This is a genomic window from Serratia sp. LACPHL-BACT-2024-00286 (genome assembly GCF_043109535.1).
In the GTDB taxonomy this organism is placed as follows: domain Bacteria; phylum Pseudomonadota; class Gammaproteobacteria; order Enterobacterales; family Enterobacteriaceae; genus Serratia; species Serratia sarumanii.
In genome coordinates this window covers 132549-144425 of sequence record NZ_JBICNA010000004.1, presented here as the reverse complement: position 1 = coordinate 144425, position 11877 = coordinate 132549, and the positions used below count along the sequence as shown (strand labels likewise).

The 11877-nt window shown below is 60.4% G+C and carries 9 protein-coding genes; 7 read left to right on the top strand and 2 right to left on the bottom strand.

Annotation, left to right across the window (positions count from 1 at the left end; all coding sequences use genetic code 11):
- Nucleotides 1-3 precede the first annotated feature (3 nt).
- Together ACF8MC_RS13325 and ACF8MC_RS13320 are read right to left on the bottom strand one after the other, a co-directional pair.
- Nucleotides 4-1587 (bottom strand): L-lactate permease, encoded by a 1584-nt coding sequence (locus ACF8MC_RS13325; RefSeq protein WP_164105281.1) that lies wholly within the window; start codon nucleotides 1585-1587, stop codon nucleotides 4-6.
- 323 nt (nucleotides 1588-1910) lie between these two features.
- Nucleotides 1911-2831, bottom strand: coding sequence for a LysR family transcriptional regulator (locus ACF8MC_RS13320; protein ID WP_033654085.1), 921 nt, complete (start codon nucleotides 2829-2831; stop codon nucleotides 1911-1913).
- Between the two features lie 427 nt (nucleotides 2832-3258).
- Between ACF8MC_RS13320 and ACF8MC_RS13315 the strand changes: the two genes are divergently transcribed.
- The 7 genes from ACF8MC_RS13315 to ACF8MC_RS13285 all read left to right on the top strand — a co-directional run bounded on the left by ACF8MC_RS13315 (nucleotide 3259) and on the right by ACF8MC_RS13285 (nucleotide 11876).
- A complete protein-coding gene (locus tag ACF8MC_RS13315; protein WP_033635804.1) occupies nucleotides 3259-3462 on the top strand; it encodes a DUF4762 family protein in 204 nt (67 codons plus the stop codon).
- A gap of 175 nt (nucleotides 3463-3637) precedes the next feature.
- Entirely contained in the window at nucleotides 3638-4303 is a 666-nt protein-coding gene (locus tag ACF8MC_RS13310; RefSeq protein WP_164105282.1) for a DsbA family protein, read from the top strand.
- Complete coding sequence (locus ACF8MC_RS13305) at nucleotides 4303-5247, top strand: hypothetical protein (RefSeq protein WP_060446093.1); 945 nt, start codon at nucleotides 4303-4305, stop codon at nucleotides 5245-5247. Before ACF8MC_RS13310 ends, ACF8MC_RS13305 begins: the two co-directional genes overlap by 1 nt.
- Before the next feature lie 19 nt (nucleotides 5248-5266).
- Entirely contained in the window at nucleotides 5267-7390 is a 2124-nt protein-coding gene (locus tag ACF8MC_RS13300; protein WP_164105283.1) for a peptidase domain-containing ABC transporter, read from the top strand.
- A gap of 40 nt (nucleotides 7391-7430) precedes the next feature.
- Nucleotides 7431-8558: an efflux RND transporter periplasmic adaptor subunit gene (locus tag ACF8MC_RS13295; protein WP_392423539.1), complete on the top strand. Its 1128-nt coding sequence runs from the start codon at nucleotides 7431-7433 to the stop codon at nucleotides 8556-8558.
- A complete protein-coding gene (locus ACF8MC_RS13290; protein ID WP_164105284.1) occupies nucleotides 8548-10500 on the top strand; it encodes an ABC transporter permease in 1953 nt (650 codons plus the stop codon). Before ACF8MC_RS13295 ends, ACF8MC_RS13290 begins: the two co-directional genes overlap by 11 nt.
- Nucleotides 10497-11876: an efflux transporter outer membrane subunit gene (locus ACF8MC_RS13285; RefSeq protein WP_239506363.1), complete on the top strand. Its 1380-nt coding sequence runs from the start codon at nucleotides 10497-10499 to the stop codon at nucleotides 11874-11876. The genes ACF8MC_RS13290 and ACF8MC_RS13285 overlap by 4 nt, the downstream gene beginning before the upstream one ends.
- The last annotated feature ends 1 nt before the right edge of the window (nucleotide 11877 follow it).

Sequence of the window (11877 nt, the reverse complement as noted above, 5' to 3'; positions counted from 1 at the left end):
CAGTCAGAGCGTGAGGATCGCCGCCATACCGGCCGCAATCCCGCCGTACGCCAGCATCGGCAGTACGGTCTTTCTGATGATTTTGCCTTCGGCGTTACCGATCCCGAGGATCGAACAGACGGCGATAATGTTGTTCAGGCACACCATGTTGCCCATGGCGCCGCCGACGGACTGCAAGGCCAGCGTCAGGTTGACGTCAAGGCCGCTGCTCTGGGCGATCGATTGCTGAATGCCGCCGAACGTCAGGTTCGAAACGGTATTGGAACCGGAGAAGAACGATCCCAGCGCGCCGAGGAACGAAGAAAACAGCAGCCAGCTCTCGCCGGTCAGCGCCGCCAGCGCTTTACCGATCAGGATCACCGGCGCGTTGTCGCCGCCCTGCATCATCAGGTTGACCATCACCAGCGCGCCGAACAGGGCGATAAAGGGCCGCGTGATACGCCCGCCGGTTTCGCTGAACATTTGCCGCACTTGGCCGCCATTCAGACGGAACAGCGGAATGCACAGCAGCACCACCAGCAGGAACGGGATCAGCGCCGGGACATACAGCGTTTTGTAGCCGGCGGCGGCGGAGGTGCCCAGCACCTGCTGCAGTTCGACGATCAGCGCCCGGCTGATGCGCAGCTCCCCGAGCCAGCCGAGGTTTTCCTGCCACAGCAGCGCGGTGTTGTTGAGCAAGGCTTTAAGGCCCAGCTGGTGGACGCGCGTCACTATCAGGATAGCAATCAGCAGCAGGGTTGGGGTCATGGCCTTGACCACCTGCATGAACGGCACCGCCTGCCCGGCGCTCTGCGGTTTGTCGCTGCGGGCGAGGCCGATGCCACTGCGCGCCAGCAGCACCGACAGCGCCAGGCCGATGGCGCCGCCGACCAGCGCCGGGAATTCATAGTTCACCTGAGCCAGCAGCAGATAGGGCAGGGTGCAGCTCAGCACGCTGAGCAGGATAAACGGCAGGTTGCGGCGGATATCCTGCCAGGAAACGATAAAGCGCAGCGCCAGCAGAGGAATGACGAAGCCGGCGACAAAATGGATCAGCGCGGTCTGCCGGCCGATCTCCAGCAGGCTGGCGTCCGACAGGCCGAGGTTGGCAAAGCCGAACCAGGTGGGGGTGCCCACGGCGCCGAAGGAGACCGGCACCGAGTTCATCACCAGTGTCAGCAGGGCGACGCGCAGCGGGTTGAAGCCCAGCCCGACCAGAATCGGCGCGGCGATGGCGGCCGGGGTGCCGAAGCCGCTGGCGCCCTCAATCATAAAGGCGAACGCCCAGCCGATAATCATCAGCTGGGCCACGGGATTGGGGCTGATGGTTTCCAGCCAGCGGCGCACCACGTTCTCCGCGCCGCTTACCTGCATCAGTTTGTTGAGCAGGATGGCGCCGGCGATGATGGTGATCGGCGTCAGCGTCGATACCAGCGCGGTGATGATATTGGCATGCAGCAGCCGCAGCGAGGCATCGAACCACAGGAGCTGTACGGCGTAGACCACGGCGGCCGTCAGCGGCAGGGCGAGATAAGAGGGCACGCCATTCCTTTTGGTCATCATCCAAATCAGCAGGACGATGGGCGCAATACTGAAAAACAGGGGCATAAGATCCTCAGGGTTATTATTTTTATGGGCAGAGATATGTAGCTGAAAGGTTAATTACCGCAACATTTTCATTCTAATCACAACGTTGGCGACGATGCCATGCGGTATTTTTTTAACATCGGCGAACGGCGCCGGTGGTGGGAAATTGGCCGGTAGACGGGGATGAATTAACTGCTTAAAAATCAGATTGATAGAAAGTGTTATTGTGTGATGAATGCGCAGGCTCACATTAATTAAGCGGTAATGTTCAATAGATTATGTCCAAAAATGCCGTAATCTCCGCGGCCTTTTGCGGCCGCGGGGAAATAATCAGCGAGGAAAATTCAAAAATAGTGGCTGATATTTTGGTAGGAACCGATGATATGCTCGATCAGCAGACGGGTTTTTAACGGCAGATTGCGGGTGTAAGGATAGACGGCGTAAATGCCCAATACCTTGCCGCAGTGGCCGGCCAGGATCTCCGTCAGTTTGCCGTCCTGCAAATCTTCATACACCATGCAGCGTGGCACCATGGCGATGCCGTGGCCGCCGATCACCGCTTTGCGGATCGCCCGCGCATTGTTGGCCGACAGGTTGCCGTTAACCTGCAGCTCGTAGATGTCGTTGCGCCCCGGCCGTTTCATCAGCCAGTTGGCGGTGCCGCTCTCCTGATAGGTGTAGGTCAGGCAGTTGTGGCCGAGCAGGTCTTCGGCGCAGCGCGGTTCCGGGTGGCTTTCCAGATACCCCGGCGAGCAGACGATCACCCAGCGGGAATCGAAGATCGGCCGGGCAATCAGGCTCGAATCCGGCATGGTGCCGGTGCGGATCGCCAGATCGATGCCTTCTTCCACCAGATCGGCAAAGCGGTTTTCCAGCCGCATCTCGACTTTCAGGCTGGGATGCAGAGCGCAAAATTCCGCCACGCTCTCGCTCAGCAGCAGCTCGCCCGAAATGGTCGGCACCGACATGCGAATGGTGCCGGTCAACTCTTCGCTCTTTTCGCTGACGGCGTACAGCGCCTCCTGCACTTTGGCGCCGATCTCTTTGGCCTGCTGGTAGAGCGCCTGGCCGCTTTCGGTCAGCGTCAGGCTGCGCGTGGTGCGGTACAGCAGACGGGCGCCCAGCGATTTTTCCAGCCGCCCGATGCGTTTACTGACCACCGAGCTGGTGATGCCGGCGCTCTCCGCGGCCTTGCTGAACGAGCCGCAGTCGACGATCAGGGCGAACAGAATCAGGTCGTTGGCGTATTCGTGGGTGGCGAGCATAGGCATCCTGTAGAGTGAGAGTCCTTTTGTCCAAGTGTAAATCCGGCGCGGCAGGAAGCAATCTTTTCAGCGTGTCGCACGTCGTCACCAACTGGTCAGATCTGAATTTTTCTTATTTGTTTTTTCATTTTACTGAGAATTATCCTTTTTTATTTTTCTTGCTGTAACCGGGTTTAGTTTACTTTTCTTGTTTTTAGTCAAATTTAAATTGGAATAGTCCTGTAATCGAGCGTTACTTATTCGATTAACTTTAACTTGCAGTGTAAATAATTGTATTGATCTGCTCGTTTGGGATGGCTATGCTTTTTCCCGAAGCGCTCTCATTGTTATTGGTTAAATAGTTTTGAAATGTATTGAAGGATTGCTCTGTCTGCCGACAGGGTAATGGGTAGTGTGTTTATGTTTTAATATAAATAAGGATATTGTAATGAAAAAAATCAATCTGTCAGAAGCGGAAAACATCGTCGGCGGTACTTTTGTTTGTACCAAGGAATTTGCCTGGGTGGGCAGCGGCAACAACCGCACCTGCCAGCTGGTGAAAACCTGTGCGAACAAATTCGGTGGCGTACAGAAGTCTTATTACCCGGCGCCGGTAGCAAGCTGCCCGTCTAACCCAACCACGCCAAGCTGATGCGGGTTGACCCCCTGCATTTAGATTAGCGGTGGGCAGGCGGGCAGCGTTCGCGCTGTCCCGCCTGATACCGGCGAAAAAGTCGTCTTACGTTCTCATTATTTACGGCATTAACTCTTTTTCATGTATTCACTCTGCCGGGTGAATATTAATATATACGCAGGATGCGTCCGTTATGTATAAACGTCCCTTGCTTTTTATCGGCTACACGCTCGTTATTATTTTTGCCTCTTCTTTTTTGACCGCATTTTATTTTCAACATTACGTCATGCAACCGGCGGAGGCGGAAAGCCTGAGTTTTATCTCCCCGGAAAAAATCGAACAAAGCCCGTTGCAAGACGATAATACCATTGTCGAAGTCTTCTCTTACGCCTGCCACTATTGTGAAGTCAACGAAAGCGGCGTGGCAGAGCTGGAAAAACGTTTGCCGGCGGGCGCCAAATTGGTGCGCTTGCACCTCAGTGACGACAGTCAAGCCGGCATGGCGGCCTTTGCGCCCCTGTTCGCCACGCTGACGATCATGGGGATCGAAGCACAGCATCGCCCCGCCGCTTATCGCGCCATTATCAAAGAAAACCTCAACCTGGCGGACGACAAGCAGCTCAGCGCCTGGCTGACGGCCAACGGTATCGATGAGGCTGCCTATCGGCAGGCCAGAGAGTCAGAGCGGGTCAAGGCGTTGTTGGCGCATATGACGGCGGTAAGCCGCTATTACCAGATCAACGCGACTCCCAGTTTTATCGTCAATCGCAAATGGCTGGCGCTGCAAGATCGCGAGTTTTCCGCTTTCAGCCGGCAGTTGCTGTCGCTGTTGCAGCACGATAAACCACTGGCCCTCTGATGCGCCTGCTCGCGGTTCGGGGGTATTTGGCCTGGCGCAACGGCCTGGACGCGATGGCCCGCTTATCGGCTGCCGGTGCCGGGATGGGCAACCGCCTGACGTGTGCCCTGCTGCGGCGCGTGGACTATCGCCTGTGGCTGGCGGTGCGCCGGCGGTTGAGGGGAAGCAGGCCGCAGCGCCGCTTTCGCCACCGGCATGCGGTAGCGCTGGCGAACCGCCAAAGCCTGTTGGGTGAAGGCAAGCTGGACTTCGCCTGGTTGATGCAGCGGCGGCAGTGGCTGGACATGGCGGCGGTCTCTGCCCGCAATGCGGCGTTGATGAGCCATTTGGCGCACTGTTCCGCGCAGCTTGATCAGGTCGTGGAACCGCTGCATCGCGCGGGCGTGCCGGTGCTGCTGGCGCCGATGCATACGGTCTCCGACGTGTTGGCGACGCTGGTCGGCGCGGGCGTTTATCCCGGGCGGGCCACGGTGATCGTTTCCGGCGATGTGCAGGCGTTTGCGCGGCGATCGCCGGAAGACGAATGGCGGCAGCGGCTCGACTATTGCTCGATTCACGACGATCCGCGGCACATCGCCGGCACCCTGTCGCAGGCGATGCTGGAAGCGGCGGAACATCGGCGCAACATCATCCTCTTCCCCGACATCACGCCGGATTACACCCTGCACAGCAATCAGGATGTGGCGGCCAAACTGGCCTGCCATCTGTTCGGCCGGCCGGCGCATTTGCACAGCGGCATCGTTCGGCTGTCCCGGGCGTTGCGGGCTCAGGTGGTGTTCTATTCGCTTTATTTCGATCGCGGCATCCGCATTCACATTGAAGAACCTGTCGCCGCAGATCGGGTCGGCCGCGCCATGCCGGCGATCGTCGAGCGAACCCTCCGGCGGCATGCGGATGATTGGTTGCTATGGCATTCGCACTCTTTATTTTTTATTAACGAATAAGTCAGGGATATCACAACGTATGGAAAACACCCTTCCTACGCCGGTCTTGCAGAGCGAAATCAATGAGTGCGGGCTGGCCTGCATCGCCATGCTGGCGGAAACTCAGGGCATTCGCGCACCGTTGACGGAGCTGCGGGAGCGTTATCCCGCTTCGCAGCACGGCACTTCGCTGGCGACGCTGTGCGCCATTTTGGGAGAGCTGGCGCTACCGGCTTATCCGGTGGCGTTCGAGCACCGGGATCTGGCGGCGCTGCCGTTACCGGCCATTTTGCATTACGGCGCGGGCCACTATGTGTTATTGGCGTATCGCCAGGGGGGGTACGTGTGCGTAATGAACCCGGCGTTGGGGCAGCAGCTGCTGCCGTATGCCGCCCTGAAAGCGGAAATCAGCGGTTATGCGTTGGTGCTGGATCGCGATGATTTGCCAGCCACCGTCCCGGCCCGGCGCAGCCACCGCCGCAGCGCTTTCGCCAGCTTAAGCCTGAAGGATACCGCCGGCATCGCCGGCATCTATCGCCTGGCGGCGATGACGTTTTTTATCTCACTGACGCTGTTCATCATGCCGATGATGGTCGCCAGCGCGATCAATCAGGTGTTCGCCATGGCCGGCGAGGTCGCGTTCCCCTACGCCTATTATCTGCTGGCGTTTGTGGCGTCCACGGCGTTGGCGCTGATTGCGCGCACCCTCACCGAACGCTTCATCAAAAATTTCGTGTTGTTGCACGGCGCCGCCGGTTTTTCTCGCCTGCTGGAAAACTCACTCAATTTCTTCAGCAAGCGCGCCCCCGGCGAGATCTTCAGCCGTTTCACCAGCTGGCAGATGGCCGCCGGCCAGAAAATCGAACTGGACAACGGCCTGCGCACCGACTGGATCATCGGCGCCATCGCGTTGGCGGTGATGTGCTACCTGAGCCCGATGCTGGCGCTGGTGCCGGTTGTCGGCGTGCTGCTGATGGGGGCGGTCAGCGTATGGGCCATCTACCGCGATCGGCATTACACCCAGCAGCTGCAGGTGCGAGGCGCGGTGCAAAATGACTTCATCCTGGAAACCATCCAGGGGTTTTCGACCATCAAATCAGCCGGCCTGGCTGGCCAGCGGCAGGAAGGGTTCGCCGAACATGCCCGCTCGCTGTTCAATTGCCTGCAGCAGCAAAAGATCTATGAACAGATAAAAGGCAGCATTTACCAGCTGATCGGCAGTCTGGAGATGGTGTTGTTCATGCTGCTGGCGTTGCCGCTGCTCAAGGAGGGCGAACTCAGTCTGGGGGCATTCTTCGCCTACAGCTTTCTGCGCGAAATCTTTACTTCGTACAGCAGCAAGATCTTTTTTGCCGTTTTGCAGAAAAACCAGCTGCACGTCATCGATGAACGCGCGCGGGATCTGTTTCCTGCGGTATCCGCTCGGGCCCAGTCTGCGGACGAAAGCGTGAGCCATTTTGACGCGCGGTTGGCGTATCGGGGGGTGGCCTTCGCTTACGACGCTGGTCAACCGGTGTTGCGCGATTTGTCGCTGACGCTGGAGCGGGGTGAGTGCATCGCCATTTGCGGCGGTTCCGGCGCGGGCAAGAGCACGTTGCTGAAGGTGCTCGCCTGCCTGCTGACGCCGCAGCAGGGGGAGCTGACGCTGGATGGGCGCGTACTGGCAAGTGCCGCCGCGCAGCGGCTGTTCTTCCTGCAAAGCCAGGAGGACATTCTGTTCAACGCCTCGGTGTTGCAGAACATCACGCTGTTCGCGCCGTCTGCGCCGGGCCAGCAACGGCAGGTGGAACAGGCGTTGCGCAGTTTGGGGCTGGCGGACGCGGTGGCGCAGCTGCCGGGGGGCGTGAACGCCCTGGTGCGGGAGAGCCATGCCGGGCTGTCGCTGGGGCAGCGGCAGCGTCTGTTGCTGGCGCGCGCCATGTACAGCCGTTGCCCGGTGTTGGTGCTGGACGAACCGACGGCGAATCTGGATGAAAAGACCGCGGCGGCGGTGATGTCGGCTCTGGTGGCGCATTGCCGTGAAAACCGTAAAACCCTGGTGACGGTCACCCATAATCCGCGGCTGTTGCCGTTATTCGATCGGATCTTGCGCATGTCGCAGGGGCGGCTCGTGCCTGAATCCACCGACGACGCCAGGATGAATGATTGTGCAGAGGTGGAGTGAGGTGCCCGGAAAGAGACGCTGGCGGCGAGTGGCGTTGGCGATGGTCGTTTTGGCGGCGTTGCTTGGCGGGCTGTCGTTGCTGAATCGGCCCCCTGACATGCAACCACCGCAAACGGCGCGCGTTGAGCGCGGTGACATCGAAAAAAGCGTGTTGGCGACCGGGATTCTGAAACCGCTTCGGCAGGTGAACGTGGGCGCGCAGGTCAACGGGCAGTTGAAAAAACTGTATGTCAAACAGGGTGACAGGGTGATCCAGGGGCAGCTGTTGGCCGAGATCGATCCGACGCTGCAGCTTAACGAACTGCGCAAGTCACAGGCTGAATTACGCAGCGCGCAGGCGCAGAAACTGGCGAGCCAGGCACAGCTGAAGCAGTACCAGCTGGAGCTGAAGCGGCAAAGAGCGCTGGCGCGAGACCGCGCCGGCGTGGCCAGCGATTTGGAAAAAGCGCAGGCGCAGCACGACGCGCAACTGGCGCAGTTGAAAGTGAACGAGTCGCAGATCGTCCAGGCCGAAGTGGCGCAGGAAACCGCCAGGGCCAATCTGGCTTTTACCCGTATTACCGCCCCAATCGACGGCGAGGTGCTGGGCATTGTCACCCAGGAAGGGCAAACCATCGTCTCGTCGCAAAGCGCGCCGACCATTTTGGTGATGGCAGACGTGGATACCATGATGGTGCATACCCGCATATCGGAAAATGACATCTTGCAGGTGAAGACGGGGCAGCCGCTGTGGTTTTACGTCGCCGCCGATCCCCGCCGCCGCTATGAGGGAGCGATGGGCGCGATACAGCAGGCGCCGGCGGAGGCGCTGGAAACCGACCCGCTGGGCAGGAATTCAAGCCAGCAAACGGCGGCGGTGTATTACAACGGCGTGTTTGCCGTCGCCAACGGCGAGCGTCGATTGCGTACCTCGATGACGGCGCAGGTATTCATCATGACCGAACGCGCACAGGGGGTGGTGCGGGTACCGATGGCTGCGCTGGGCGCGGCATTGGAGGAAGGAAGCTATCAGGTCAAGGTGTTGGAAGGCGGGCAAACGGTGGTGCGCCGCGTGCGTATCGGTACCCGCGATCGCCGCTATGCCGAAGTGTTGGAAGGGCTGAACGCAGGAGAGCAGGTGCTGCTGGAGCAACAGCCTGATGTGGAGGAGGGCGCTGATGTCAGTTAGCACCGCTCCCATCATTGCGTTGGATAACGTCTCGCGCGAGTTTCAGGCGGGGGAGCAGAAAATTGCGGTCCTCAAGCGCATTTCCCTGAGCATTCAACGGGGGGAAATGGTCGCTATCGTCGGCGCCTCCGGTTCCGGGAAATCGACGTTGATGAACATCATCGGCTGTCTGGACAAACCTTCTCAGGGCGACGTGCACATCAACGGGGTGGCTATTGGGCAAGCCGACGCCGATCGCCTGGCGCAGCTTCGCAGCCGGCATATCGGCTTTATCTTCCAGCGCTATCACCTGATGCCCTATCTGACCGCCGGTGAGAATGTGGCGATCCCGGCGTTGTATACCGCCATGCCGGCCGCCGAACGCCGCCTGCGGGCAGCGCATTTGCTGGCCCGGCTCGGGTTGGCGCAGCGCGGCGGTCATCGTCCGGCGCAGCTTTCCGGTGGGCAACAGCAGCGGGTCAGTATTGCTCGCGCCCTGATGAACGGCGCGGAAATTATTTTGGCCGACGAACCGACAGGTGCGCTGGATAGCGCCAGCGGTCAGGCGTTGATGACCATTTTGCACGAGCTGAACGCTATCGGGCATACCGTCGTCATCGTGACACACGATCGGCGGATCGCCGAACAGGCGCGGCGGATCATTGAGATCGGCGACGGCGAGATCGTGGCGGATCGTCGCCATGAAGCCTCCCGACATCTTTCTACGTTCGAGCGACCGCTGGCGGCGCCGCTGAAACGCATGGCGCCGGGCGCGGCGTTGAAAGAGGCCGTCGGCATGGCCTGGCGGGCATTGCTGGGGCACCGGGTCCGGGCACTGCTATCGATGCTCGGCATCATTATCGGCATTGCGGCGGTGGTCTCCGCCATCGCCATCGGAGAAGGCACGCGGCGTAATATTCTCAAGGAAATCAGCCAGCTTGGCACCAGCACGCTGGAGATTCGCCCTGGCCTCGGGTGGGAGAAACCGCGGCCCGACCTTGCGCGCTCGCTGAGCGAGCGGGATGCCGCATTATTGGCGGCGCTGCCTTACGTCGACAGCGTTTCGCCGGTGATCGGCACCCAACTGCTGGCCGTTCGCGAAGGCAAACAGGTGCCGCTTGCCGTGATGGGCGTCGGCGAAGGGTATTTCCGCACGCAGGGCATTCGCCTGCTTTCCGGCGGCCTGTTTACCGCGCAGGATCTGAGTGAGCGCGCACCGGTAGCGGTGATTGATCCCTTGCTGAAACAGGCGCTGTTTGCTTCCCGGCAAGACCCTATAGGCGCGGTAGTGCTGATCGCGGGCGTGCCTTATCGGGTGATCGGCGTCGCGCAGCGCCGCGGCGCTCAATACGCCGGCTCTCAACCGCTTGCCTGGCTGCCCTATACCTCCCTGACCGGCCGCATCGCCGGCGATATGCCGCTGGAATCCATTGTGATGCGAGTGAATGAAAAACTGACGCTGGAAGAGGCGGGGCGGGATGCGACCCGGCGTTTGATCGTAGAACACGGGCGGCGTGATTTCTTCACGTTGACCGACGATCAGCTGACGCAATCCATTCAGCGCGCCTCAGGCTCCATGCAACTGCTGATTACCGCGATTGCCGCCATCTCGCTGCTGGTGGGCGGTGTGGGGGTGATGAACATCATGCTGGTCTCGGTGACGGAACGGACCCATGAGATCGGTATTCGAATGGCGGTGGGCGCCGCCGAGAAGGACATTATGCGGCAGTTTTTGATTGAGGCGGTGGTGATCTGCAGCTTGGGAGGCGTGTTGGGGATCGCCTGCGCCGCGCTGGTCAAAGGGGTTCTGAGCGGATTGGCGCCGCAGGTGACGATGATCTTTACCTGGCCGCCGTTGCTCCTGGCCTGCGGATTTTCGGCGTTGATCGGTGTCGGGTTCGGGTTCTTTCCGGCTCGCACCGCCGCGCGCCTGCAGCCGGTGGAGGCGCTGGCGCGAGAATGAGCCGACTTTGGGTTTACGGGCTGGTGATGCTGTCGCTGAGCGCCTGCGGAGGGCGGCCGATCGACGCCACGGCGCCGCCGTCGCTGCCGCAGCAGTGGCGCGTGGTCGATGAGCGTTCCGGTTCGCTGCGGGCGGGCGTCGCCTGGTGGGAAAACTTCAATGATCCGCAACTCTCCTCGCTGATCGATGGCGTGCTGATCGCGAATCAGGATTTGGCGCTGGCCGGATTGCAGTGGCGCGAGGCCATGTTGGAGGCCGGATTAACGGAGGGCAACTTGACGCCGGATTTCACCGCCAGCCTGAGCGGCCGCAATACCCGAGCGTTGCGGGGCGCGTCTACGCCGCAGGAAAGCTACCGTGCAGGGCTTTCTCTGAGCTATGAACTGGATTTATGGGGCAAGCTGGCGCGCATTCGCGAACAGGCCGAATGGCTGGCCGTCGCCTCGGAGTTGGATCGGCGCAATACCGCGTTGACCTTGATCGGTGCTACCGCGCGCGGGTACTGGCAGATTGCCGACTTGAATCAGCAAGTCCTCCATCAGCAACAGGCGCTGGCGATCGCGTGTGAAACTTTGCGGCTGGTGGCGGCACGTCACACCGCCGGCGACGTTGGCCGATTCGAGCTGTTGCAGGCGGAGCAAAGCTTGTTGGCGCGAGAGAATCAGCTGCATGAGCTGGAGCGGCTGCGGGAAGATGCACGTAACTCGTTGGCACTGTTGTTCGGGCGATCGCCGCTGCTGCGCTATAGCGAACGGCGTTCGTTGCCGCTTGAAGAGGTGGCTGTCGCGCAGCGTCAGCCGGCGTGGGTGATTGCGCGCCGGCCGGATGTTCAGGCGGCAGAACGCCGTCTGAGAGCGGCGCTGGCCGGTGCCGAGGCGGCAAGATTGAGTTTTTATCCGGCGCTGAGCCTGGAGGCCGGGTTGGATGCCGGCAGCGGACTTTTCCGCCAGTGGTTCAGTGAACCTTCTCGCTCGCTGGGCGCCACGTTGACGCTGCCGTTTATCGAATGGCGCAAGATGCGCTTGTCCAGCGACAAAGCGGCGTTGCAGGCGCAGCGGGCGGAGATTCAATTTCGCGATGCGGTCTACCGTGCGCTGGCCGATGTGGACAACGCCATGCGACAACGCCTGGAAGCACAGCGGCAAATCGGCAATCAGCGGTGGCATCTGGCGATGAGTCGACAAGCCGTGGCGTTGGCGCGACATCAATATCAGGCTGGTTCCGTTGCGCTGCAAACGCTGCTGGATGCGCAAGAGGCGGTGTTGGCCAGCGAGAATTCGCTGTCGGCACTGCAATTCCGCTATCTGAACGCCACGATGCAACTCTGGCTGGCGCTGGGCGGCAACGAGGCTTTCGCATCCGGGCAAGGAGAATAAG

Excerpts from the sequence above, each read along its gene's own strand:
- ACF8MC_RS13295 (WP_392423539.1), top strand. The coding sequence starts at position 7,431 with ATGGTCGTTTTGGCGGCGTTGCTTGGCGGGCTGTCGTTGCTGAATCGG.
- ACF8MC_RS13290 (WP_164105284.1), top strand. The coding sequence starts at position 8,548 with ATGTCAGTTAGCACCGCTCCCATCATTGCGTTGGATAACGTCTCGCGC.
- ACF8MC_RS13310 (WP_164105282.1), top strand. The coding sequence starts at position 3,638 with ATGTATAAACGTCCCTTGCTTTTTATCGGCTACACGCTCGTTATTATT.
- ACF8MC_RS13325 (WP_164105281.1), bottom strand. The coding sequence starts at position 1,587 with ATGCCCCTGTTTTTCAGTATTGCGCCCATCGTCCTGCTGATTTGGATG.
- ACF8MC_RS13305 (WP_060446093.1), top strand. The coding sequence starts at position 4,303 with ATGCGCCTGCTCGCGGTTCGGGGGTATTTGGCCTGGCGCAACGGCCTG.
- ACF8MC_RS13320 (WP_033654085.1), bottom strand. The coding sequence starts at position 2,831 with ATGCTCGCCACCCACGAATACGCCAACGACCTGATTCTGTTCGCCCTG.
- ACF8MC_RS13315 (WP_033635804.1), top strand. The coding sequence starts at position 3,259 with ATGAAAAAAATCAATCTGTCAGAAGCGGAAAACATCGTCGGCGGTACT.
- ACF8MC_RS13285 (WP_239506363.1), top strand. The coding sequence starts at position 10,497 with ATGAGCCGACTTTGGGTTTACGGGCTGGTGATGCTGTCGCTGAGCGCC.
- ACF8MC_RS13300 (WP_164105283.1), top strand. The coding sequence starts at position 5,267 with ATGGAAAACACCCTTCCTACGCCGGTCTTGCAGAGCGAAATCAATGAG.